Source organism: Pantoea sp. sgz302252 (assembly GCF_042610525.1).
Classification (GTDB): Bacteria; Pseudomonadota; Gammaproteobacteria; order Enterobacterales; family Enterobacteriaceae; genus Erwinia.
The window spans coordinates 35499-59538 of record NZ_JBHDVM010000001.1 but is presented as its reverse complement, the minus strand read 5'-3'; the positions used below and the strand labels follow the sequence as shown (position 1 = coordinate 59538).

The following is a 24040-nucleotide window of genomic DNA, read 5'->3' as shown; positions in this document are numbered from 1 at the left end:
ATTAATTACTTACCTTACCCTTGGCTTTGTTTCTTAAATATTTATATTTAGTTTTTTCAGAATTAGGGAACCAGCGATCTGTCTCTCGCTCACCATTAGGAAAAATAACAACATAGTCATTGTTATTTTCATTTGGAGGAAGTGCATATACAAGCAAATGAAGATGTATCACTGGCTCAAAAACAACTTTATTGGTTTGATAAACCTTGTATGTAAGCAATGGCTGCCCTTGCATAGTGAGAACGGACATGCCATTATCAGTAAATCTTTTGTTTATCAAGGGATAATAGTCTTTCCTGATTCTTATATCTCCGGAAACATTTTCATATTTTCCGTTACCACGTGAGGGAGCATTTTTATCAAAGACAAAAACGACATCATTAGGAATATTTTCTTTGATATCCACTCCAAACTTTTTCATATCGCTAAACTGAAACTGAAAACGTATATTACTAAGTTTCCATTCACAGCGTCCACCTCCGTCCAGCGCAACGCTGTTACTTACAATATCGCTACCTGCTTCAGGTTTAAAAGGAACGGTAAGCAGATGATAGCCTGCCCGTGAGCTTATCGCGCCTGCTGAAGTAAATATTTTATCGCGGCACTTTTCCGAGCGGTAAATTATGTCCATTGGCAGGATATCGATATCCGCTGGTTTTACAACGGCAACCTTTACCGTTTTGCCGTCAGGAGGCGGAGAAAAATCTTCACTCAGCGCGCAGCTGCTAAGCGACAGCAATAATGTCAGATAAAATAAATTAATTATTTTCATTTATCCTGTGCCACTGCTAATTTTGACGAGCTCTCTGTTTTACAAACTCATATTTTGTTTTTTCAGAGTTTGGGAAGTGATGATCTATCAGCTTTTCTCCATTAGGATAAATCAGGAGATATCCATCGCCTTTTTTTTCGGGAGGAAAAGCGTTTACAAGCATATCTGAGTGCACAAGAGGAATGAAAGAAATTTCACTCGTGTTATAAACACGATAAGTCAGCATAGACTGCCCCTTAATACTAAGAATATACTCACCTTCATTTATATTACTTTTTCTGATTAAAGGAAAGTAATCCTTGTTTACTATTAATGCACCATGAACTTCCTCATAATGACCATTGCCTCGGGGAGGTGCATTATTATCAAAAATAAAAACAACATCGCTTGGTATATTTCTCTGAATATAAGATCCAAATTTTTTCATATAAGAATACTCGAATTCAAGTTTGATATTACTTATTTTCCATTCACAGCGTCCACCTCCGTCCAGCGCAACGCTGTTACTTACAATATCGCTACCTGCTTCAGGTTTAAAAGGAACGGTAAGCAGATGATAACCTGCTCGTGAGCTTATCGCGCCTGCTGAAGTAAATATTTTATCGCGGCACTTTTCCGAACGGTAAATTATGTCCATCGGCAGGATATCGATATCCACGGGCCTTACGACCGCAACCTTTACCGTTTTGCCATCAGGAGGCGGAGAAAAATCCTCGCTTAGTGCGCAGCTGCTAAGCGACAGTAATAATGTCAGATAAAATAAATTAATTATTTTCATTTAGCCTGTGTCACTGCTAATTTTAATGAGCTCTCTGTTTTACAAACTCATATTTTGTTTTTTCAGAGTTTGGGAAGTGATGATCTATCAGCTTTTCCCCATTGGGATAAATCAGGAGATATCCATCGCCTTTTTTTTCGGGAGGAAAAACGTTTACAAGTAAATCTGAATTAATAACTGGTTTAAATAAAATACTATTTGTATTTTGAATGCGATAACTTAGCATAGGCTGCCCCATAATATTAAGTACCGATCCGCCATCGCCTCTGAATGCCTTCTTAACCAAAGGGAAATAATACTTTACTATACTTAGCGGGCCATAAAGTTCTTCATAATGCCCATTACCTCGGGGTGGAGAGTTCTTATCAAAAACAAATACAATATCATTTGGTATATTTTCTTTAATATCTCCTCCAAATTTTTTCATATCGTGATGCTGAAATTCGAATCTGATATTACTCATTTTCCATTCACAGCGTCCACCTCCATCCAGCGCAACGCTGTTACTTACAATATCGCTACCTGCTTCAGGTTTAAAAGGAACGGTAAGCAGATGATAGCCTGCCCGTGAGCTTATCGCGCCTGCTGAAGTAAATATTTTATCGCGGCACTTTTCCGAGCGGTAAGTTATGTCCATTGGCAGGATATCAATATCCGCTGGTTTTACAACGGCAACCTTTACCGTTTTGCCGTCAGCAGGCGGAGAAAAATCCTCGCTTAGCGCGCAGCTGCTAAGCGACAGTAATAATGTCAGATAAAATAAATTTATTATTTTCATTTAGCCTATGTCACTGCTAATTTTAATGAGCTCTCTGTTTTACAAACTCATATTTTGTTTTTTCAGAGTTTGGGAAGTGATGATCTATCAGCTTTTCTCCATTAGGATAAATCAGGAGATATCCATCGCCTTTTTTTTCGGGAGGAAAAGCGTTTACAAGCATATCTGAATGAAAAACAGGATTAAATAAAATTGCTTTTGAATCGTAAACACGATAGGTAAGCATGGGTTGCCCTTGTATATAAAGTGCATCCATCCCGTCATGGGTAAACTTCTTCAAAACAATCGGGTAATAATCTTTAGTAATAATAATATTACCTGATATCCTCTCATGGTGACCATCACCTCTTGGCGGGGCATTATCATCGAACATGAAAACTATATCTTTGGACGTATTTTCTTTCACATTTGCACCAAATATGGTCTTATCTTGATATTCAAAACTAAAAATAAAATTACTGATCTTCCATTCACAATATCCACCTCCATCCAGCGCAACGCTGTTGCTTACAATATCGCTACCTGCTTCAGGTTTAAAAGGAACGGTAAGCAGATGATAACCTGCCCGTGAGCTTATCGCGCCTGCTGAAGTAAATATTTTATCGCGACACTTTTCCGAGCGGTAAATTACGTCCATCGGCAGGATATCGATATCCGCTGGTTTTACAACGGCAACCTTTACCGTTTTGCCGTCAGGAGGCGGAGAAAAATCCTCGCTTAGTGCGCAGCTGCTAAGTGAAAATAAAAGTAAAAGGTAAAAAACATTAGTTAATTTCATACGCCATATTCCTTTCTGGTCTTACGGAAGCGTTCCAGAGCGGTTGCCCCCTCTGGCAGTTGTTCAGTTACTTTCAGGGTTTCACCGACAAGGCGCTGTAATGCGGCGAACAGCCTGTTTCTTTCCCGCTCATTATCCGGAATACCGGCATCTGACAGCTGTTTTTCAAAGGCAGCTCGGCTTTCTTTGGTCTTCATTTTCTCATCCCGACAAACAAGCTCAACCAGTTGATTATTAATAAAAGGCAGATAGGCAGCAGGCATAAAATGGTTGCGGGGATCGGTTATAATTGAATCCAGATCCGGATTGGTATTTTCGGGAAAAAATTTTTCCATGCTTTCATTAGATAAAGAACGTATAAATTGTATATCCTGATTTTTTGCCGATATATTTTTATCTTCTGCCAGTGATGGAATCAGGTAGTACTTTGTTTTTTTAGGGAGGCGATATTTTATCCTGCGGCACTTAGGCGCGCTGATTGAACCTTCACATTGTAAACTTTCCACTACCTGAGTAGTGTAATAGAAAACGACTATATCGCCATGATGCCAGAAGCAGTCCCCCATTTTTATACCGGTAATCTTTTGTGTAAGCAGTTCCGCTACCGACCAGGTCATACCAAGTAGAGTGCCAATCGGACCATAAACCTTGTAAAACCAGTTATAAAGATTAGCATCAGGCGGAACGCTGGTAACGGTATCAGAGTCATTAACGTGCCGGTAGTGAGTAACCTCCGTAAGCTGTAAAACGGTATCAGCGGTAAATACCCTTGGCATACCATAGGTATAAAGTAAAGGTTTGATTGATTTCAACTCTGCTGCATAAATTAATGCCAGCGCCCCGCCTAGGCTATGCCCGCACATGAACAGATTTCTGTCATTTATAAGAATTGATAAACCACGGAAACTATCCTCAGCTTTATTCTTGGCACATTCAAAAGCATCCAGAAATCCCTTATGAATCTTGCCTGTTGATGAGAGATAAGAAGGGCATATCTGCGGACTAAAGGTAGCATCCGTTATCCAGTCTCTTAACTCCTGACTACCTCGCCAGGCGACAATCACATGCTCATCATTAGAAATATAAAAAAGCTGGGTGTCATGCTGAATAATATTTACAGCAGTGGTAACAAATCGCGGATTGATATATCGCTGGCTAAAAGGAACATCTTTGACCACCGCATAATAGTCGTACTTATCACTTAGCTTTGGCGCGGTGGAAAGATCGAGACATTGATGTTCAAAATACTGAATAATCTCGCGCTCTGTAAAATAGGAAAGATCGGCCATGATTGCCAAATTGTAAGCGTTAACAATCGAATAATCCTTTTGTTGGTGTAGTATCAGCGACCAGGCTCTGAAGGGGCAAACTTCGAAAACGTAACGGCAATTAAGTTTTTTCAGAGTCTGCCCGCTAAAACGCCTGTCTGGAAAGTGATACTGCGGCGGGTTTGCTTTATCTTGCCATTCCGGCATTAAATCAGGGAATTTATCGCATAGCTGGCCTATTTTGAGGTAGCGATATTCATAACCTTCAATAATCGCTTTGGGTTTTACGGTGGAGTCGTCCTCAGTTCGTCCCAAACGTAGCGCCCTTTTTTCCATTTCTTGTACAAGCGGCATAGCCTGAAGACGTAAAGTGATTTCAAGAGGATGCAGCCCTTCAATACGGATAATACCACTGGCGTCACTTTTTCCAGTATAAGAAGCACACTGGCTACGGGTCGCGGCATTTTCGGCCACATAGGGTATATCTGCAACAGGCTGCTCCATTTCATCCAGAAGCTGGATTTCTACCCAGTATTTTCTTTGCTCGCCGGTATAGGCATCCGGAAACTTACATTTGAGAGATGTTGTTGCTGTACTCATTATTGCTTTCCTTTTCAGTAGCAGGAATTATCCTTTATTCCGTATAATCGAAGCATTTTGGTATTTACAATTCGGCTTCGGCCTTTAGCAGTAATTCTTTAAGAAAGTCATTTAGTTTTTTAGAATGATAAAAATTTACACAATCGTAAATAACCAAATTGATAGTTGAAAGGTCGCCACTTTTATGTTTAGGTCGGAAAAAATTTTTTGTTTCTTCTTTAATAAACCTGTCAAGATTGTTGTTTTTATTGATGCTAAAAGCATAACCTTTATCAATATCAATAAAACCTATAGTATTATCTACAGGTGATTGTTTGCTAAAATCCACCACCATCTCTCTATAATTATTATTAATGCAGCGTGCAAGCGAATAAATCCTGTAATCTTTGATAGCATCAGCCAAATCCACTCCCCCACTTCCTTCTGCACTAGCGGCATATGAGCAAAAAAACAAACCTAAAACCAAAACTATATTTTTCACTATTTTAGCTCCCATAAGTAAATTTCGGCAGTTTTTTCAGTGATATAGTGGTTATTTCCTATTGCGCCTTTTCCTGTCCACAATGTCGCATGGCCTGTCGCATTAAAAGCAGCCGGTGATTTTGGGATCATGATATAAATTCCTTTCTTACCCTTCAATGCTGCATTGACTTTATCAATGCTGCCTGGATAAAGTATTTTATGTTCTGGACGCCCCCATATACTTATCAAAAAATCCTTTAATCTGGCTGCGCCAGGCTCAATATATTTTCCATAATGCTTATGTGATTTTTCAGTAATCATAATTTTTCGCTTACCAACACGTTTGAATCCGGCGGAAAGTAAAGCCAGAGAAACCCTTGTCCCACAAGCATTTACAAAAGTTACCTTATCATATTCCGGGCCAAATATGCTGATAAATACCTCCTCTCCATTTAAATCATTCTCGAAATCCGTTCCTCCGTTTACTTTAGGATAGCCAGCATAGACGCTGGCCCAGGAGGGCCTTTTTACATTTAATGATGATGTACTGTTACCTGACCGAGCAGTAATTGTTGTCATGCCTGATCCTCATCCTTGAAGCTGATTATTTCACTACTGAATATATTTTTGATAACCGCGACGCCATCCATCCTGACTTTGGCCTGGTATGATTTAAATACACCTCTACCAGTATCCACTTCAATATCAACCACTTCACCTGGATGATAACTTTCTGTTACTGCATGTAGATTTAAATCAGAATAGTGCCTGGAATTTCCACTGACCGGTAATTCATCCTCACCATAAGTCCAGTATAAAGAAGTCACTTTCTTTTCATCCGGGAATTCGATTTGTAATGATGATGGCATAGCTGTGAAAATCGGCATTGTCTTACCTTCTTCGTTGGAAACCCCTTCATAAATATCACCTTCACTTGTTGTTATTTTGAAGAAGGTGAACGGTTTAATCTTTCCATCACCTGGCTCTCGCAATGTAAAGCCTTCGCTATAACCCTGCGGGAAAGTTTGTGGTGGCGTTTCCAGTGTGGCCGCCCCCATCTTTTGAGCATTAGTACATTTTAACAGGATATTCCCTGGCGCACCCAGTTCAATATTACCACCGCTAAGTTTGATATAGGCACCCCCGCAGGTAATCGTTAATTCCTCACTGGCATTCAGGTGCACTTTTCCTTCGGCACTGCTTATAGTGATATCCTGTTTTGCTACTGCGCTAAGATCTCCGTTTTGAGCCTGAATATCCATTTTCCCCGTTCCGGCGAATAGCTGCATTACTTCGCCCTGGGCATAGATGCTGACCGTGTTAGCGGCGGCAAGCGTGATTGACTCTCCGGCGCTGATATCCGTATTTTTACCTGACATCAGGCCGACGCTTGCGCCGCCAGAGGCAATACGCACCGATTCCGGGCTAACAATTCCAATGCCGTCCGGGGCATGCGCCAAAATGCCCGATCTTTTTAAATCTTCCAGAGCGCCGTTAAGTTTTTCCTGTGATGCGGCATCACTTTGTGTAGCTTCAGCTTTATGAACAATTTGGTTCAGGCTGGTCGCCAGCGATAGCGCCTGCTTAAGTTGCTGTATCGCCTCCTCCATGTCCATCATACGTCCCTGGGCGGCTTGCTGCGCATCAGCTGAAATAAACACGCCTTTTCCGCCACGGATACTTATCCAGTCATCCGTTCGCAACTCTGCACCTTTACCACGGAGCAGGCGATCATCATCCACGTTATGTCCCAGGTTCAGCTGCGTCTTGCCGCCGTATTCCGTGCTGAGCTTGATGTGCTCCTCGCCCCGCCTGTCCTCCATCCGCAGCTTGTTCAGCCCCGCCGTGCGGATAACGTTGCGCGTGCTGTTCTTCTCCGTTACGTGGTCAGCGTGCCGCGAGTCGTGCAGCGCGTGCGCTATATACGGCCTGTCCGGGTCGCCCTCGTGAAAGGCTATCGCCACCTCAGTGCCCTGGATTAGCGGAAAGTGGAAGCCGTACTCGTCCCCGCCGTACGGCTTCGCCAGCCGCACCGGCATGCTCTCCTGACCCGCATTTTTCTCGTCCCGGTCGGCATCGAATTTTACCCGGTACAGCCCCGCCGCGTCCTGCCACGCGTAGATGTCGTTTTCCTTCGCGCTGGTTACCCTCGCCGTCAGCGTGCCGCTCACCACCGGCCGCTTTTTCGCTGCCGGACGCCAGCAGCGCGTCTCGCTGTGCGGCACGCCTTCCCACGTCACCAGCAGCGCATCCTTACGGCTCGCCGCGTAGCCCGCGCGGATTATCACGATGCCGTTTTCGGTCTCTGCCGGCAGGGTCGGCGGTATGGCAGTTTCCGTCACGGTCAGCACCTGCGCCGGGCCAAGCAGGGCATCAGAGCTGCTGCCCGTCACGACAACCTGCCCCGATAAAAAGCGCTCGTGCTCCAGCCGCGCCCGGAAGTTGCCGGTCTCCGCCGCTGGATTCACCCTGTCGCCTCTTTCCTGATGGCGCGGACGGTAGTGCCACACGTCGCCGTAGGTTATCCCTTCGCCCTCGCCGCGCGTCATATCCGCGGGCGCCGAGGTCAGTATCCGGTGCGCCTCACGGTGGTTGTAGTCCCCGGCGGTGACGGAGCGTACCGTCACGTTGTGCTGTACATGAATGTTCCAGACCGATTCCGTACCGCCGTCGCTCATGCCCGACGGGCTGCTCAGCGGCAGCGTTTTGCCAAACGTCCAGGCGCTCTGCCGGTCGGCGAAGTGCACCACCTCCGTCTGCGTGTCGGGATGCAGGCTGAAGAAGTAAAAGATGCCCACCTCTGACAGCAGGCGCTCAATAAAGGCGAGGTCGCTTTCCTGGTACTGGTTTATCTGTTCGCGCTTCGGATAGTCCGCCGCCAGCGCAAACTCATATTCCCAGCCCTTCAGGCCGTGCTCCTGCAGCACCTGCGCCACCACTTCCGGCACCGATTTGTCCACGAAAAAGCGGTGGGTGCGGAACTGATTGCGCAGCAGCGCCAGAAAGGGCTCCAGGGTAATCTGCCAGGTCACCTGGTCCCGCGAGCCGCCGAGGCGCCTGAAGTGCGTCACCACGCCGTGCACCACCTTCCGGCCGTCCGGCGCGGCCAGCAGGCCCGTGCCCATGGTCAGCGTGGCGGGCTTGTTCAGTATCTGCTCCGCGCTGATATTGCCGTCGGTAGTGAAACGCACGCTGTAGTGATAGAGGTCGCTGACGGCCTCGCTGCCGCTGAGCGACTCCACGTCCGGTACGGCAGAGCAGGACGGGATATCCAGCCGGTATCGGTTAAGCGTTGTATCAGCAACAGCCGCTATACTTTCCTGCAAAATATCTTTCATACTCATTATGTTAACTCCCTGACTTTGACCTGCATTCCCTTATTCATTGCAGGCAAAAATTTGCGATAGTTATCCCCTGTTCATTCACCCTTCAGCATTTCACTGTAAGGCCGGAGGATTTCCCTGTCGTTTGGTCGGATACTGCTTACCTTCCCCTGCTTGATTTACAGCGCGAGACAATGCGCCTGAGCGGCGCGCCATTTTTCAGTGAGGTAAAAGTGGCCTTGATATAAAATTTACCTTCCCTGTCAAAGCGATGAAATGAAGGCGGGATACAAAGCTGTTCGTTCTTTATAGTATTGCTGGTGTAAAAACTATTTTCTCTTCCTTATAAGAGATGCCTCGTGGATGAATAGAGAGTATGCTCAGCTTATAGCTTTTACTGTCAGGCATGGCAAAACAAACCTCTTTATTGATTACGCTAATCGTTCCCTCTTCGTCGGGGCGCAAAAGATCTCCTTCACCAGAGCAGCCAGTAAGTAATAGCGTGGAAACCAGAGTAAAAGTTTTCCTTATTACCATAGAAAACCTCTCAGCGCATGCTTGTATTTTTCTCTGATAACGGATTCGGTGATATCGCCATCCAGCGTTACGGCATGCTCAATTGTTTGGCTTAGCCAGCCATAATAATTTCTTTATTACAGATTAAAGCTACGCACAAACATCCATTTAAGAACAAGGTCATTTATTATCCATTTTACCCTGGGACCTGAAGATTTCTCTGTCTGTAAGGTGTATTTCATAAGGTTTTCCATTACGTATTTCAAACCCCGTAACAAAATGGCGAGGGTGATTATCTTTAGAACGTAAAATAAACTCTACGATGTAAGGAAAACGTGACTCCTCAGGGAATGTATACACAGCAGGAGGAATACATAACGAGCGATTAACGATTTGCATATCAGGCTTATCAATAAATGTCTTTTCTTTAGATGGCGTATTGCGTGGGTTGATCGACAGGAAAACCGGATAATAACCGCTGGCATCAGGAATGGAAAAACAGAGAGAGTCACCTTTTAAGCTGGCCGTTGCTGTTTCATCCGGATAAATTTTCATTTGCCTCCAGGGACAACCTGATAATAATATCGCTGAGGTAATACAAATGGCTGTAATTATAAGTCTTTTAATACTTATCACCATGGAAACCCTCGCATTGCATTTTTATACAATTCTCGGATCACAGCCTCCGAAATATCGACATCCAGTGTCACAATTTCTCTTTTTCTCAAGCAGCCCCATTCAGAGTAACCATGGGGCTATAAAGTGAAATTATCCGCAAGGACTTGTGGCTGCTGCCTCTCGCTTAACGTTCTGTAACTTCTGCACCCGCGAACTCAATACCAATACCCTCTTCCTCATCCCAGCCTAAAATCAGCGAAGCCGGTTTTTGCTTTGCCGCCATATGCGTCAACAGCTGCTGGCTAAGCACCGGCAGGATTTGCTGGTTGAGCAGGCTGTCCACGTTACGCGCGCCGGTATCCGGCAGCAGGCAGGCGGATGTCAGCGCGTCATAAAGATCGTCAGAAACAGAGGTGGTCAGGCCGTAATGCTGACGCAAGCGTCTGCTGACCTGTGTAAGCTTCATCTCTACGATTGCGCGCATCGCCTCTTCTGCTAACGGACGGAAGATCACCGTTTGGAAACGCGCCAGCAGCGCGGGCTGAAAACGATCGCGCAGGATCGGGCGCAGCAGCTCCTGTAGCTCGCTTTCTGTTGCTTCCGGCTGCTCATCAAGCAGCTGCATCAAGGCGTCGCTGCCCAGGTTAGAGGTCATCACGATTACCGTATTGCGAAAATCGATTTCGCGCCCTTCGCCATCACGCATGAAGCCGCGATCAAAAACCTGGTAGAACAGGTTCATCACATCACGATGGGCTTTTTCCACCTCGTCCAGCAGCACAATGCTGTATGGCCGCTTGCGCACCGCCTCGGTAAGGATCCCGCCCTGGCCGTAGCCAACATATCCCGGCGGAGAGCCTTTAAGCTGCGAGACGGTATGCGGCTCCTGATACTCCGACAGGTTGATGGTAATCAGCGATTTTTCCCCGCCGTAGATTACATCCGCCAATGCCAGCGCGGTTTCAGTTTTGCCCACGCCGCTCGGGCCTACCAGCAGAAATACGCCCTGCGGCCCGTTTTCAGCAGTAAGACCGGTTTTGGCGGCACGCAGACGCTGGGCAATGGCGGCCAGCGCGCTGTCTTGTCCTACAACCCGTTTCGCCAGGCTTTGTTCAATATTCAGCAGTTCGGTTTGTTCATTTTTCAGCAGGGATGAGAGTGGCACGCCGGTCCAGTCGGCGATAACGTTGGCTACGGTGCGGGCTTCTACATCGACCTGGATCAACATGTTGTTTGCCTGTAGCGCGTTAAGCCGCTGCTGAAGATCGTGTCGTTCGACCTGACGTTCGCTATCCTGACGGCAGGCCACCAGCTCTGTCGCCAGGGCTTTTTCTTCATGCAGATGGATTTCCAGCTTTTCCAGCTCGCGCATTTTCTCTTCGCGCTGCCGCGCAATCTCTGCCAGACGCTCGCCGTGCCGGGTACCGCCGGTTGCGATATCCTCCTGTAGGGCCTGTTCTTCCAGCGTCAGCGCCGTTAGCTGTGCATTAAGTCGCACTATCTCTTCCGGCTGGGTATCCAGGCTCATGCGTACGCGGGCAGCGGCGGTATCCAGCAGATCGACCGCTTTGTCCGGTAGCTGGCGACCCGTCAGATAGCGGCGGGAAAGCGTTACCGCTGCGCGTACCGCATCGTCGGTTATATGTACATTGTGATGTTCTGCGTAACGGGATTTCAGCCCCCTGAGCATCAGGCAGGCGGTTTCATCATCCGGCTCGTCGACTTTCACCATCTGGAAACGGCGTTCCAGCGCGGCATCGCGCTCAAAATACTGTTTGTATTCGCTCCAGGTAGTGGCGGCGATGGTGCGTAGTTCGCCGCGCGCCAGAGCTGGTTTTAACAGGTTGGCCGCATCGGCACCGCCAGCCTGATTGCCCGCGCCAATGATCGTGTGGGCTTCATCGATAAACAGCAAAACCGGCGTTGGCGATTGCTGAACGGCATCGATAATGTTTTTCAGGCGCTGCTCAAATTCGCCTTTCACGCCTGCGCCAGCCTGCAGCAGGCCAAGATCAAGCGTGCGCAGGCTTACCGGCCTGAGCGACGCGGGCACGTTACCTTCGACGATGCGTAACGCCAGACCTTCCACCAGCGCGGTTTTCCCTACGCCCGGTTCGCCAACCAGGATGGGATTGTTTTTGCGGCGGCGGGAAAGGATATCCACCATCTGGCGGATTTCGCTGTCGCGCCCAAATACCGGGTCAATTTTGCCCTCTTTCGCTTTGGCGGTAACATCCAGCGTGAATTTATCCAGGACGTTTTGCAGAGCCGGATTGAACTCTCCGCTTTTTATTTCCGCCGCCGGTGAACCACTGGCGGCCTCGCTGTTATAGCTGCGTGCCAGCTCCGCTTCCTGCTGCGCTTCAGGCCGCTCATCCGACTGTGCATCCAGCAGCGGTCGCAGGCGATCAAGCTGGCTTTGTCCCAGGGTCAGCAGCGGCCACAGGCCATCGCAGCGCACTAATTGTTGCTTATCGACCAGCGCCATCAGCAGATGCAAACTGCGGATTTGTTCCTCGCCCGCCAGGGAAGCCAGCAGCCAGGCTTCCTGCAGCAGCGCCTGCATGCTCTCCGAAAGTTGCGGACGAGCACGTACGGAGCGCGGCAATTTATCCAGCCAGGCAAGTAAATCCTGCCAGAGCCTGTCCATATCCCACTCGTAACGGCGCGCCAGCACCGTCAGATCGCCTTCGCCCTGCTCCAGCAGCTTTAGCAGCCAGTGCTCCGGGTAGATTTCGGCATGAGCGCGTGTCTGACACAATGAGGCCGCGCCTTCCATTGCGCGGGCGCAGTAAGCATTGAGACGGCGTAACAAAATAGCCGGATTTTCCATAATCGTTTACTCGCTGTGGGGACCTTCAGGCACGCTACCGCCCATCGCTGTAACCTAAGCGCATCAGGTCATATTGCGGATTTCAGGGTTCTTTACTCAGCGCCCGCGGCGCGGACGCTCGGCAAAAAACTGCGGACAGGAGAACCCTGTCCGCATCAGGCTTACGCGGTAGCGCGTTCGTTCCAGGAGTCGGAATGAATGATGTTGCCGTCTTTGTAAGTCCAGGTGATTTTTTCGTAACGCAGTTCGATCAGCTCAAGGTGGTTGTGCTTCTCGAAAGCCGGATTTTTGATGTCGTGCATGACCGGATTGACTTTCACCACCTTCACGTTTTCCAGTTTGGTGTTGAAGTATTCAACTTCCTGACCCGCATCGTTGATTTTGTACCACTTGAACTCAGCGGATTTCAGGGTCTGCCCGGTGGTTACAGCCTTGTAGAGATAAGGGCTGGAAGAGTCTATTTCCTTGGTAAACAGGAACGGCGTGTGGATACGGGTACCGGTCAGTTTGCCGGTATTGTTATCGGTTGGGATGTACAGATTGTGTTGCTGGGCAACGACTTCAATGCTGCCTTCACGATCCTGTACGTCTACCGATCCCTTGATATCCGCACCGCCATCGTCTTTCAGCCAAAGGTAAACAGGTATTGCCATGAGTTTTTACTCCATTAAGTTGTTATCCGCGCCATCATCCTGTGATGACGCAGGGAGGTCGCCCGGTAGCGCGCAGGCATTCGCCTGAGGCACCAGACTGATTTCGACGCGGCGGTTCAGCGTCCGGCCTTCCGCCGTGTCGTTGTTTGCGATTGGGCGGCTTGCGCCATAGCCCTGAACCGCAAAACAGCTTGCCGGCACGTCGCCGGTTTCTCGCATCCAGTCGCGCACTGCTTCTGCACGCTGCAGGGAGAGCAATTGATTTAATTTGGCGCTGCCAGTGTTGTCTGTGTGTCCGGCAACAACGATTAGCCAGCCGGGTTTAGCCTTAATGCCCACCAGCGAATTCACCAGCAGTTTGGTCGAGCCAGCCTTAAGCTGGTATTTGCCGGAATCGAACAGCGACATGCTGTCGAGACGGATCGTCTGTGGCCCCTGCACTATCTTTTTAATCACCGGCGGTGGCGGTGCTGGCGGTGCCCAGCCGTTGATTGCCGCTTCCAAAGGCGGAATAAGACGCAGGCCCTGATACAATCCCAGCCGATAGCGCAAAGGCTCACCACGCTGCTGCCAGCCGTCCAGCAAAGCGCTGTCGGCCCGCAGGCGCTGCTGCGCCCGGATTTTCGGCTGCACCGGTTCGCCGCTGAGGTGATGATATAAAGTCAGGTGGTCGCCGATATTGCGTATCAGCCGTTGGTTGTTGATAAAGGAAGCCAGCATGGCCAGCGCCAGAAAAATGCCGCCCTGAATGCCCACGCGGCGCCAGAACACCATGCTGCGGCTGATACCGCGACGGCGAGGCAGGCTGGCTGTCAGCGGCTCCGGCAACGGCAGTGGCCCGGCTTTTTCGTGGCCCTTTGGAGCCAGGGCGGTAATAGCAATAATATGCTGGTGCCAGAGGTTATCCGGCTCCCCGTTCGTAGGGGTGATGCAAATGCCTTGTGCGCAGGGCACCATGGCTTTTCGGCTACGTTCTGTCAGCAGGCTGTTTACTGCCTTTTGCTGCCAGTCGAGCAGGCTGGTCAACCAGAGCGCCAGGCTCAGCCGGTTCAGGCGGCTGGCTATCCCGCTTTCCTTTACCCATTCGCTTAGCGCCAGATTGCCCTGGCCAGGTTGATATACCTGCATTTCTGACTGCTGGTTGGGCTGAGTAAACCAGACAGGTTCTTCATCAGCGCATACCGCAGGCGGCGAAACCCAGGTTGCTGTCCATAGCGGTAGCGTCCTGCCGAGGAGAGTGCGGGTTTGCGCCAGCGCACGCTGCCAGCCCCGCAGGCTTTGGATAAAGCTATCTTCAAAAAGATGTGTTTCCGGCAGGATAGCCAGCAGTACAGAGAGTTGCGCAGCCAGGGCTGGTCGGGACTGGAACAGGTGCTGCGCCAGCGAAGGAAGCTGCTCTGCCTCTTTCACCAATAAATACCATCCCTGACGGGTTTCACGGTGTAGTTTCCCCTCGGAGAAGAGCGCACTGCTGTCGCCACAAACCAGGATAACTGCCCCCTGAAACTCTTCCGGTGGCAGATTGTCATCTTTGATCTCCCTGACCGCATAAGAGTAAGCCTGTAACCGCCGCCGCTGACGCCACAACAGCAGTCCACCGATTAGCATCACCGCCAGACTCAGCGCCAGCTGACTTTTCGTCGCAAGCGGCCAGAAGCCAAGGATAAGCAGCAGGCTCAGCGCAACGGCGAGCACCGTCAGCAGACTCCGGTAATAATCACGCATCATTTATCCCAGACTTCCTGTGCGGGTCACCATGTCGGCGAGAGTGGATGAAAGGAAAAACCACAGCCCGGCCAGTAAGGCCGCACCGATAATCCAGGAGAGCCAGTACCAGCGGGAACCACTTCGTAAACGGGTTGCTCTGACCACTACCGGCGCATCCAACGCCTGAGTAAATGGTGGAACCCGTTCGCCCAGCGCCTTGACCACATCTTCGCGGCGTTCATCGCTTTCTGCCCGATATTGCCCGACAAAGCCCAGTTGCAGCGTGCGGTAAAAGCAGGTCAGCGTGGCTAAATCCGGCGCGGTTTCTTTCAGAAGATGGCGAATGCGTTGCCATAGCTCTTCGCCAGCGTTCAGGGTGCCAAAAAAACGCGCCTGTAGCGGATCCCGCCGCCAGGCCAGATAGCCGTCATCGGCGGTTCCACGGTTCAGCACGCTCTCATCCAGTAACGCGCAGAGGGCATAGATCATTTGATCCCGGCTGTTGTCGCTGTAGCCTGCCTCAGTTAACGCCGACCGGGCATCCTGGATCAGGCCGCAGGCGCGACGGTACAGCCCTTCTCCGTCGAGAACCTCTTGCCCGCCACGTAACTGGCTGGCCATCAGCCAGCCGGGATAGAAAATCGCCTCAAGTTGGCGCTGTTGGGATTTATTCATGTACGTAGCACCGCATAGAGTTCCAGCTTCAGATCGCCCAGCGAAAGCGGGGTATAGAAGGTGCAGCTACCCGCTTCCAGCATCGCCCGCGCGGCATCTGTCGTCAGATCCAGTGAGAAGTATTGGTTTTCCAGGCGCAACGGAATGGCGGCAGGCACATGGCTGAGCGGTTTGATCACCATGCCGCTCAGGGCCACGTTCACGACCTCGGAAACATCGTCGTGACTGCCAGCCTTGCAGAGCTGCGGAAATTTTTTCTGCAGTTCATGGTTAGGCATGGAGGAACGTACGGAAAGGTAGAAGTCTGCGCCTTCACGTAGACGCGCGTCGTGCAGCGAGCCTTTCCAGATCTGCTCGTTATGTTCCAGCTCAATGGCGATCACGCGAGACGGCAGGCTGGCTTCAAGCAGTTTGTCCAGCAAAGCCAGCAGCGGCGGAAAGACCAGTTCCGGCTGTTCATGCCGCCAGACTGGAATATCGCCAGCGTCATGCTCCAGTGAGAACGTCAGCAGGCTGCCTGCCAGCCGCGCCAGCTCGCGATACAACAGCTCCGGATGACGCAAAGGCGTTTGTAATAGCTCAGTCAATACCGGCTCCGCGCTGTTCAGGGCATTCAGCAGCCAGAACAGCGAGACATCGGCAACGGCAAAATCCGCCATTCGTTCGTTGCTCTCGCGGCGCATCGCCATCAGGCGGCGGCGGCGCGCCTGTAGCCGTACCAGCAGCGAGCCCAGTTCCGTAACCAAATACGGGCTTGCCGACAGAGCCAGCAGCGGCGGAATAAATGAGGGATCGCGGCTCCACTGCCCCTGGACGTTGCGCACCAGGCGCACTACCGGGCAGGTCAGCCAGGCCGTATTTTCCTGGGTGGAGAGTCGCAGCGTGACGGCGTGACGTAAAATTGCCAGTTCGCTTTTTTCATGGCCTGCCAAATCCTGCACACTGACGCGCTCGGCCTTCCAGCGGCGCGGACGTTCGCTCTCCTGGCCGTTATCAAGATTGCCCCCGCTGGCGCTCAGTAGCGGCAGCGCCAGGAGAACCTCAATGGTATTCCTGTCCGCAGCGGCAGAGAGATCGCACACTGGCGGCAGATTGTCCGCCAGGTCGGTATCAATCAGCGTGCCGTCCTGAAAACAGACCGCTAAACGGGTAGCGTTCAGACGAGAAAGCGCCAGTGCGGCGTCGTCGAACTCCGCCGCAATCACGCCCCACGGATGAGCAATCCCCATACGGGCGACGTTACTGGCAAACCAGGCGTCCCAGCGGACCTGCTGCTGGAACTGTTGCGGGGCCAGCATGGCCCCGTCCTCCCACAATGGTCGATAAATTTTCATCCCTGATGTCTCCCGGCTCAGGCTTTCGCCTTCGGCATCCTGGAAACCAGCGACAGGTTGACGTCCATGCCCTCGACCTGGAAATGCGGTACGGCATATAGCTTGACGCGGAAGAAGCCCGGGTTGTCCTCGATATCTTCTACCACCACCTTCGCATCGCGCAGCGGATGGGACGCCTGCAGCTCGTCGCCCGGATCGGTCATTTCTGTTACCAGGCTGCGGATCCAGGTATTTAGCTCCAGCTCCAGCAGGCGGCGATCTTTGGTTGTACCGATATTTTCGCGCTGGATAAGCTTCAGGTAGTGCGCGATACGCGACAGCAGGAACAGATAAGGCAAACGCGCGTTAATGCGGCTGTTAGCGGTGGCATCCGCCGTGTCATACAGCGCCGGTTTCTGCGTGGAGTTGGCCGAGAAGAAGCAGGCGTAATCGCGGTTTTTATAATAGGAAAGCGGAATAAAACCCAGGTTGGCGAATTCGAATTCGCGGGTTTCCGGGATCATTACTTCTGATGGGATCTTCACCTGATTGCCGGTACCCAGATCATAGAGGTGGATCGGCAGATCCTGTACCGCGCCGCCCGCCTGCGGACCACGAATTTGCACGCACCAGCCGTTGTTGATAAAGCTGCGCACCATATTGGCGGCAAAGGCAAACGAGGCGTTGGTCCACAAATATCTGTTGTGATCCGGGCCTTTTACCTCTTCCACATAGTTGAAGCTGCGCACCGGCACCGTATCCGGCCCGTACGGCAGGCGACCCAGCACGCGTGGCATCACCAGCCCGATATAGCGGCTGTCGTCGGTTTCGCGGAAGGATTTCCATTTAATATATTCGGCGCGATCGAAGTAGTTGCCGATATCCTTGATCGCCGCCACCTCTTCCATGGTTTCTTTCAGGAAGAACTGCGGGCCAGCGGAACCGATGAATGGCATATGCGCAGCGGCCGAGACTTTAGAGATATTGCGCAGCAGCGCTACATCCTGCGCGGAGGCATCAAACTCATATGAAGAGATCAGCGCAGCAATCGGCTCGCCGCCCGGGGTATCGTATTCATCGATATAGGTGTGTTTGTAAAGCCCGCTTTGGATAATCTCCGGCGCATCTTCAAAGTCCTGGCGCAGCTCTTCTTTAGCGAGATCCAGCAGTTCGATTTTAACGTTCTGCCGGAAATCCGTTTTATCCACCAGCGATTTTACGCCGCGCCACAGCGATTCCACCGCCTGAAAGGTTTCGTGATGCATCACCGCGTCAAGCTGACGGCTGATTTGCCAGTCCAGTTCGGCAATATGATGGTCAATCAGCGTTTTATCCAGCCTGTCGACTTTGGTGCCGGCTTTGGTCAGGCACTCCAGAAAGACCTGCATGCCGGCGGTTAGCCGCTCGTCGGCGGTCGCCTCGGACATGGCCTGCGCATCCTGCCAGCTCTCCAGCGCGCTTAGTTTAGCAACCGGGTTAAGGTTGATTTTCTCAAACAGCGAGGCATAGACACCACCCGCTTCCGGTCTTTCCAGCACCTGGGTTTCGCTTCCCGCGACGTTTTCATTTTGTACAGACATGAGCATTCCTTGATTAATCCATTAAATGTAGGGCCGAGGTTTAAAGCTGTTCCGGGGCCAGTGCCGAAAGCTCGCTGCGCAGCTCCGCGCTGAGCGCCGGGTCAAGCAGGATTTTTTCCAGCTCTTTACGGAAAGTCTGGTTATCCAGCAGGTTGGCTTTCAGATCGCGCAGCAGGCTACGCATGGCAAGCATGGCTTTGAGCTGTGGGATCTGGCGCGCGACCTGTTCCGGCGTAAAATCATTCATATTGCGGAAGGTCAGGCCGATATTTTCTTCACTGCCGTCGCCAGCAAGGAGATTAGGAACGGCCAGGTTAACTTTTGGGGAATATTCGGCAAGCACGCTGTCGAAATTATTTTTATTAATATTGACTTTTACTCGTTCCGATAACGGGGCCGTTTCCTGCCCATGACTGAAGTCGCCCGTGACCAGCAGTTTTAACGGCAGTTCTGTTTTTTTACTCGCCCCTCCGGTATGTAGATCAAGTTTAAGGTTAATACGTGCCTTCGGCACTTCACTCTGGAAGCTATCCGCCATTTTAAATTCCCTCTGTTATTAGCGCTGCGTTATACAACTTTCCTTCAGGTGGAGGATAATAAAGCAAGCTGAAGTTAATAATCAAATTTTTAAAACAGAAATGTGTGGCAACACGGCCGACATTTTTTGCAGTTAATTATCAGATAGTTAAATCTATCCCGTCTGCCGAAACTCTCTTTGGCATTATCATTTTCCAGAACAATATTTTGATGCTTAAAAAGAATCAGATAAACAACCTGCGGCATTCTTAACTTTCAATTAAAATCAAAGAGTTAATTTCACTCCTGCGCGAAGTACGGATACCAAAAAGGTAATCTGAAACGCTATGCATTTAACTAACAACAACACGTTATTAGAATATATTAAAAGATATTTTAAGTAAATCCTTTCCTGAAAACACCACCTATTACAGGCAGCGTCGGCTTTCCATAAAAATTGAAAGCGTTAATAATAAAAATATCAGTCAACAATAAGCTTAGCCTTTCCACTAATAGCATTTTCCGGATCCAGTCGACATTTAGTTCTTTTTAGTCTTAACAGGTAGGCTTCAGCAGACTGCTAAAGGAAAAATCCCTTGTAACCTGTCACGAGCCGGGCCTGATAAACTATCTCACTTTTTCTTAACGCAGCCTTCAGCGATAACTGATTTCTTTAACAAGAAAATGCAGCCGATCGGCAAACAGTGCCTGCCAGCGTTCCGAGCTGTCGACGCGTTCAAACCCCCATTTTTTGTAGAGCCTGAATGCGCTTGCGCTCTCCCATACGCACAGGGTCAGGCGCTCTGCCCCTGCAAGGGCTGCCTGAGATTCGATCTGCGCCATTATCAGAGGAAAATAGCCCCGGCCATGTTCTGCGGCCTCCAGCGCCAGACTGGCGATAAAATAATCTTTATCGTGACTGTTTTTTTCTACAAAAAGATCGTAATCGCGATCGAGAGGCCGCATCTCTTCCCGATAGAGGTAGTCCACCGGAGTCTGCTTAAAATGGGCGATCGGGGCGGCAGTAAAGAAGCCAGCGAAGTAGCCGTCCGCTCGTAAAACAAGCGTAATCACATCCAGCCAGGGATCGATATTTTGCGCCCGCTGTAGCGAGATGATGTCCAGCTTTCGGGGATTAGCTACCGAGCAATATTCCAGATAGCTGGTGGTGAATATTAGCCTGGCCATGCGGTTGCGATCCTCCTCGCTGCTACTGCTGCCAGCAACAAAACAGAGGAGGCCAGCCCGCTTCCCCGGCGAGATATCATCTGTCGCGACAGTTCCCTGCCAGAAGTTTCCGCGATCGATATTGCTGCCGTTCTTCGCCAGCAGATACTGCTCAAACAGCGCGTTTACCCGATCAAGGACAGGATCTGTGGATAAGACACCGTAATAGTGAAAGTGCTCCACGTCGGAGCGCATCTGTAGGGAATAAGCTATGCGCGGAACTTCCCTCAGGCTATAGACTTCACAATATTGCTCAAGGCTTAAAGGATCGTTCAGCGTCCAGTTTACGGCCTCAAGCTGGCGCACCGCTCGCTGGTAGCTGCTTTTTTCGCTTGCCGAAAGCGGCCGATATTCGCCGCTGATAATATCTTCAAGCAGACGCATGCCCCGCACGCCGCAAAGTACCTCTTCTTTTTCGCCGCGGGCGAAAACCGCATAGCGCTGGCAGAAGTCATCATGGCTGATGAAGGTGGTTCCCCAGTGCTCACGCCAGATCGCGTAAAAAAGATCGAATAGCTGTCGTTCCTGAACGGCGTTTTTCGCCAGCAGTTTCTGCTCAAATGCAGCATAAGCCTGATTAAGACGCAGAAATATCTCCTGCAAGGCTGATTCGCCTTTAGCGGCAATAATCATCCCCGTTTCATCCAGAAACAGGTTAAGCCAGCTTAAGCGGACAGGTTGAGCCGTTTTTGGTGGGAAATGTTGAATAGCGGGCAGCTCCGGTTTAAACAGAAACCAGCTTACCGGCCTGTAGGGCAAGGTATCGGCATCCATGTAAACGCCACCGTAGCGGATCAGAATCAGTAGTCTGAAATAATCCGACAGCGTGGCGTAATAGCCCTGTTGATGCAGCTGAGTGATAAAATCGTTATTGGAACTGGTCAGATCGGACAAGAGTATTTGTAGGGCGTTTACCTGCATGACGCCAGCTTTCGTAACGATTTCACCTATTTGAAAAGGGTCCTGCGTTCGTCGGCTTCTGAAGCGCGGATCCTCGTTGATTTGTGGCTGTTGCCAGACCCACAGAATCTGCCTGAAGGCACCTGTTTTACCGGATCCAACGTGATTGATAGCGGAAAACCACTGTCGCACCGCTTCATTAACCTTAAACGGCGGTAAGCCTCCCAGCCAGATGCGGTGAATTAACCGTTGTTCGCCAGGCAGCTCAAAAGTGGGAACCACGAAAAAAGAGGAAGCGGTTGCAGCCAGCTCGGGGATTTTATGGAACAGCTCGCTTAAGGCTTCTTTTTCCCGTTTAAAACATTTTTCCAGCTTCTCGGTTTTTTCACCAGCAGTTTTTAGCTCCTGTAAGCGGTAATAATCCAGTTTTAATTTATTGATGGCGTATTCATATTCCAGCCGGGCTTTGCCAGGCGTAGAGATACTGTGACAGATATTATTCATGACTAATCCTTTATGGGGGCCAGGAGAAATTATTCTTTGACATAACCTTGTGGGTAAGCGGAATGCCATCGCCAGGCATCGGCTATCATTTTTTCCAGACAGCGCTCTGCCTGCCAGCTAAGTTCCCGCTGCGCCAGTGAAGGATCGGCGTAACATTCTGCCGCATCGCCCTTGCGTCTTTTTCGGGGTTGCCATTTGATCTGTCGTCCGGATATCTTTTCGACAGCGTTAATAATTTCCATCACGGAGTAGCCTTTTCCCGTGCCTAAATTGTAAACCCTGAAGCCGGGCTGCAAATTATCCAGCGCTTTAAGGTGCCCTGCCGCCAAATCCATAATATGAATATAGTCACGTACGCCGGTGCCATCCGGCGTTGGATAATCTGTACCGTACACGCAGAGATGCTCCAGCTTGCCGATCGCCACCTGAAAGATGTAGGGAAGCAGATTCGTGGGAATGCCGCAGGGATCTTCTCCGATCAAGCCCGATTCATGTGCGCCAATAGGGTTAAAATAACGTAACGCAGTAATCGCCAGCTGCGGCTCGGCCGCGGCCAGTTCCCGTAAATAGTGCTCTGCTATTAGCTTAGTGGTGCCATAGGGATTAGTCGTGGCGCCTGTTGGACAGCTTTCGTCAACCGGGCAGCACGGCTGCGGGCCATACACCGTGGCTGATGAACTAAAAATAAGCCGCCGTACCCGGGCACGCCTCATGCTGTCCAGCAGGTTCAGTGTGCCCACCACGTTATTTTGATAATAATCATCGGGTCGCGATATGGACTCGCTAACGGATTTCAACCCTGCCATATGAATAACTTCACCAATATGATGCCGTCTGAAGATGTTATCCAGATCCGCTGCGCTACGAATATCACCATGGTAAAAAAAGAGTTTTTTGCCGGTGATGGTTTCAACTCTGGCTAAAGCCTGTAGCGAGCCATTCACTAAATTATCCACAACCACTACTTCACGATCTCTGTCAAGCAGGGCCAGGGCGATATGGCTGCCAATATAACCAGCGCCGCCCGTAATCAATACTTTCTTCATACCTGTCCTTGTTTGTTATTAACTATGAAATGTTTCCTCTACTTTCCGCATTATGACGCTGGCAATAAACAGCAAAGCCACAGCCATAATATAAACATGTTTATGCTGCCCGCTTCCCATCACAAAAGCGTGCAGCCCCCCGGCGAGAACTATTCCAACAGAAACACTGTTGGTAAAAAGCGTGGTCGCCAGCCCCGGTCTTGCGGGCAAGGCAGCCTGAAAAATAAACATACCCGTTGTGGAAATAATTCCGATAAAAACCGCATTAAATATTTGTAAAATGAGTAGCTGCCATAATGAACCTGCGAGAGAAAAACCGCCGTAAAAGAGCATGCCTGCATATAAGGCTGCAATAAGAAGCCGTTTTTTCCCGAGGCGTTCAACGTAGCGCGCAGCAAGCAGCATAACCGGAATTTCCAGTGCTGCGGCCAGCCCCATAATAATGCCCACGTGCTGCTCGGCTAATCCTGATTGCTGAATAATAAAAACCGGCGCGTCTATTAAATAAAGCGCGCTACAGCTCCACATCAGCATCGAGGTGAAGAATAACAGCGCAAGCTGTTTTTGGCCCTTTACCGCTGTAGCCGGTTCGGCGGCGTACTGCTGCGCTATTTGCCTTGTGTTTGCCGGTAAAACGGCGGTTAACAATAAAGTAGCGGTAAAAATAGCGGCGGTCAGTAGATAGAGCCTGGTAAACCCCACCGTCGCTGTGAGGCTAAAGGCCAAAGGCGGCCCCACCACCCAGGCCAGCGACAGCTGAGCCCGCATTAGCGCATTGAACATCGGTTTTTTATCGTGTTCCCGTGCGAGCGCAAAAAGCTGCGGCGTTGCCGCATTAGCTACCGCCGTCAGAAAGGATCCGGCGATCAGCAGGAAGAGATAGTGGCGATGAAAAGCGAACAGCAGGCCGTTTAAAATCGCCATAAAATAGCAAAACATCAGGAGATGACGACGAACGCCGATCCGATCGGAAAGCGCGGCCAGGCCAAAGCCGATCAGGATCCCCGTTGCCGCATTAACCATATAAAAAAAGCCAATAGCCGCAGGCGCTGCCTTCACTTCTTTTGCAAGATAGAGGCTGAGCACGGGGATCTGAAAAGCGCCGGCGATCCCGGTAAAAAAGGCAACCAGCAGAAAAGCGGCAGTGACGGCCATATTTATTCTTTCCCGTAAAACGGCCTGCTTTTCGCAGG

At 50.2% G+C, this 24040-nt stretch carries 20 protein-coding genes; all 20 read right to left on the bottom strand.

All coding sequences use genetic code 11. The features are described 5' to 3' along the window. Position 1: 1 nt before the first annotated feature. Positions 2 to 772, bottom strand: a complete 771-nt coding sequence (locus ACETPC_RS00225) for a hypothetical protein (protein ID WP_380177466.1) — start codon at positions 770 to 772, stop codon at positions 2 to 4. Positions 773 to 788: 16 nt separating this feature from the next. Further along, positions 789 to 1550, bottom strand: coding sequence for a hypothetical protein (locus tag ACETPC_RS00220; RefSeq protein WP_380177464.1), 762 nt, complete (start codon positions 1548 to 1550; stop codon positions 789 to 791). Positions 1551 to 1572: 22 nt separating this feature from the next. Continuing rightward, positions 1573 to 2328, bottom strand: coding sequence for a hypothetical protein (locus ACETPC_RS00215; protein ID WP_380177462.1), 756 nt, complete (start codon positions 2326 to 2328; stop codon positions 1573 to 1575). Between the two features lie 22 nt (positions 2329 to 2350). After that, complete coding sequence (locus tag ACETPC_RS00210; RefSeq protein WP_380177461.1) at positions 2351 to 3106, bottom strand: hypothetical protein; 756 nt, start codon at positions 3104 to 3106, stop codon at positions 2351 to 2353. Then, on the bottom strand, positions 3103 to 4974 hold the full coding sequence (locus ACETPC_RS00205; RefSeq protein WP_380177459.1) for a lipase family protein: 1872 nt from the start codon (positions 4972 to 4974) through the stop codon (positions 3103 to 3105). The genes ACETPC_RS00210 and ACETPC_RS00205 overlap by 4 nt, the downstream gene beginning before the upstream one ends. 64 nt (positions 4975 to 5038) lie before the next feature. Next, the gene (locus tag ACETPC_RS00200) at positions 5039 to 5455 is read right to left on the bottom strand and encodes a hypothetical protein (protein WP_380177458.1); all 417 of its coding nucleotides are present in this window, start codon (positions 5453 to 5455) and stop codon (positions 5039 to 5041) included. Then, positions 5455 to 6015, bottom strand: coding sequence for a T6SS effector amidase Tae4 family protein (locus ACETPC_RS00195; RefSeq protein WP_380177456.1), 561 nt, complete (start codon positions 6013 to 6015; stop codon positions 5455 to 5457). The genes ACETPC_RS00200 and ACETPC_RS00195 overlap by 1 nt, the downstream gene beginning before the upstream one ends. Continuing rightward, complete coding sequence (locus ACETPC_RS00190; RefSeq protein WP_380177454.1) at positions 6012 to 8780, bottom strand: type VI secretion system Vgr family protein; 2769 nt, start codon at positions 8778 to 8780, stop codon at positions 6012 to 6014. The genes ACETPC_RS00195 and ACETPC_RS00190 overlap by 4 nt, the downstream gene beginning before the upstream one ends. A 285-nt stretch (positions 8781 to 9065) precedes the next feature. Next, on the bottom strand, positions 9066 to 9296 hold the full coding sequence (locus ACETPC_RS00185; protein WP_380177452.1) for a putative T6SS immunity periplasmic lipoprotein: 231 nt from the start codon (positions 9294 to 9296) through the stop codon (positions 9066 to 9068). Positions 9297 to 9455: 159 nt separating this feature from the next. Then, positions 9456 to 9914: a putative T6SS immunity periplasmic lipoprotein gene (locus tag ACETPC_RS00180; protein WP_380177450.1), complete on the bottom strand. Its 459-nt coding sequence runs from the start codon at positions 9912 to 9914 to the stop codon at positions 9456 to 9458. A gap of 163 nt (positions 9915 to 10077) precedes the next feature. Beyond that, the gene (gene tssH / locus ACETPC_RS00175) at positions 10078 to 12726 is read right to left on the bottom strand and encodes a type VI secretion system ATPase TssH (RefSeq protein ID WP_380177448.1); all 2649 of its coding nucleotides are present in this window, start codon (positions 12724 to 12726) and stop codon (positions 10078 to 10080) included. A gap of 161 nt (positions 12727 to 12887) precedes the next feature. After that, complete coding sequence (hcp, locus tag ACETPC_RS00170; RefSeq protein ID WP_380177446.1) at positions 12888 to 13379, bottom strand: type VI secretion system effector Hcp; 492 nt, start codon at positions 13377 to 13379, stop codon at positions 12888 to 12890. A gap of 6 nt (positions 13380 to 13385) precedes the next feature. Continuing rightward, positions 13386 to 15104 carry an OmpA family protein gene (locus ACETPC_RS00165; RefSeq protein ID WP_380178815.1) on the bottom strand — a complete coding sequence of 573 codons (1719 nt, stop codon included), beginning with the start codon at positions 15102 to 15104 and terminating at the stop codon, positions 13386 to 13388. 3 nt (positions 15105 to 15107) lie between these two features. Then, entirely contained in the window at positions 15108 to 15761 is a 654-nt protein-coding gene (gene tssL, locus ACETPC_RS00160; protein ID WP_380177445.1) for a type VI secretion system protein TssL, short form, read from the bottom strand. Then, positions 15758 to 17095, bottom strand: coding sequence for a type VI secretion system baseplate subunit TssK (gene tssK, locus ACETPC_RS00155; RefSeq protein WP_380177443.1), 1338 nt, complete (start codon positions 17093 to 17095; stop codon positions 15758 to 15760). The genes tssL and tssK overlap by 4 nt, the downstream gene beginning before the upstream one ends. Before the next feature lie 17 nt (positions 17096 to 17112). Further along, complete coding sequence (gene tssC, locus ACETPC_RS00150; RefSeq protein WP_380177441.1) at positions 17113 to 18660, bottom strand: type VI secretion system contractile sheath large subunit; 1548 nt, start codon at positions 18658 to 18660, stop codon at positions 17113 to 17115. A 34-nt stretch (positions 18661 to 18694) separates the two neighbouring features. Further along, positions 18695 to 19192 (bottom strand): type VI secretion system contractile sheath small subunit, encoded by a 498-nt coding sequence (gene tssB / locus ACETPC_RS00145; protein ID WP_380177439.1) that lies wholly within the window; start codon positions 19190 to 19192, stop codon positions 18695 to 18697. Positions 19193 to 19824: 632 nt separating this feature from the next. Further along, complete coding sequence (locus ACETPC_RS00140; protein WP_380177437.1) at positions 19825 to 21801, bottom strand: glycosyltransferase; 1977 nt, start codon at positions 21799 to 21801, stop codon at positions 19825 to 19827. 29 nt (positions 21802 to 21830) lie between these two features. Further along, positions 21831 to 22847 (bottom strand): UDP-glucose 4-epimerase GalE, encoded by a 1017-nt coding sequence (gene galE / locus ACETPC_RS00135; RefSeq protein ID WP_380177435.1) that lies wholly within the window; start codon positions 22845 to 22847, stop codon positions 21831 to 21833. 18 nt (positions 22848 to 22865) lie between these two features. Beyond that, a complete protein-coding gene (locus ACETPC_RS00130) occupies positions 22866 to 24002 on the bottom strand; it encodes a sugar efflux transporter (RefSeq protein WP_380177433.1) in 1137 nt (378 codons plus the stop codon). Positions 24003 to 24040: the final 38 nt, after the last annotated feature.

Bases quoted from the DNA above. Each gene is read 5' to 3' on its own strand.
- ACETPC_RS00225 (WP_380177466.1), bottom strand. From the start codon at position 772: ATGAAAATAATTAATTTATTTTATCTGACATTATTGCTGTCGCTTAGC.
- ACETPC_RS00220 (WP_380177464.1), bottom strand. From the start codon at position 1,550: ATGAAAATAATTAATTTATTTTATCTGACATTATTACTGTCGCTTAGC.
- ACETPC_RS00215 (WP_380177462.1), bottom strand. From the start codon at position 2,328: ATGAAAATAATAAATTTATTTTATCTGACATTATTACTGTCGCTTAGC.
- ACETPC_RS00210 (WP_380177461.1), bottom strand. From the start codon at position 3,106: ATGAAATTAACTAATGTTTTTTACCTTTTACTTTTATTTTCACTTAGC.
- ACETPC_RS00205 (WP_380177459.1), bottom strand. From the start codon at position 4,974: ATGAGTACAGCAACAACATCTCTCAAATGTAAGTTTCCGGATGCCTAT.
- ACETPC_RS00195 (WP_380177456.1), bottom strand. From the start codon at position 6,015: ATGACAACAATTACTGCTCGGTCAGGTAACAGTACATCATCATTAAAT.
- ACETPC_RS00190 (WP_380177454.1), bottom strand. From the start codon at position 8,780: ATGAGTATGAAAGATATTTTGCAGGAAAGTATAGCGGCTGTTGCTGAT.
- ACETPC_RS00185 (WP_380177452.1), bottom strand. From the start codon at position 9,296: ATGGTAATAAGGAAAACTTTTACTCTGGTTTCCACGCTATTACTTACT.
- ACETPC_RS00180 (WP_380177450.1), bottom strand. From the start codon at position 9,914: ATGGTGATAAGTATTAAAAGACTTATAATTACAGCCATTTGTATTACC.
- tssH (WP_380177448.1), bottom strand. From the start codon at position 12,726: ATGGAAAATCCGGCTATTTTGTTACGCCGTCTCAATGCTTACTGCGCC.
- hcp (WP_380177446.1), bottom strand. From the start codon at position 13,379: ATGGCAATACCTGTTTACCTTTGGCTGAAAGACGATGGCGGTGCGGAT.
- ACETPC_RS00165 (WP_380178815.1), bottom strand. From the start codon at position 15,104: ATGCGTGATTATTACCGGAGTCTGCTGACGGTGCTCGCCGTTGCGCTG.
- tssL (WP_380177445.1), bottom strand. From the start codon at position 15,761: ATGAATAAATCCCAACAGCGCCAACTTGAGGCGATTTTCTATCCCGGC.
- tssK (WP_380177443.1), bottom strand. From the start codon at position 17,095: ATGAAAATTTATCGACCATTGTGGGAGGACGGGGCCATGCTGGCCCCG.
- tssC (WP_380177441.1), bottom strand. From the start codon at position 18,660: ATGCTCATGTCTGTACAAAATGAAAACGTCGCGGGAAGCGAAACCCAG.
- tssB (WP_380177439.1), bottom strand. From the start codon at position 19,192: ATGGCGGATAGCTTCCAGAGTGAAGTGCCGAAGGCACGTATTAACCTT.
- ACETPC_RS00140 (WP_380177437.1), bottom strand. From the start codon at position 21,801: ATGAATAATATCTGTCACAGTATCTCTACGCCTGGCAAAGCCCGGCTG.
- galE (WP_380177435.1), bottom strand. From the start codon at position 22,847: ATGAAGAAAGTATTGATTACGGGCGGCGCTGGTTATATTGGCAGCCAT.
- ACETPC_RS00130 (WP_380177433.1), bottom strand. From the start codon at position 24,002: ATGGCCGTCACTGCCGCTTTTCTGCTGGTTGCCTTTTTTACCGGGATC.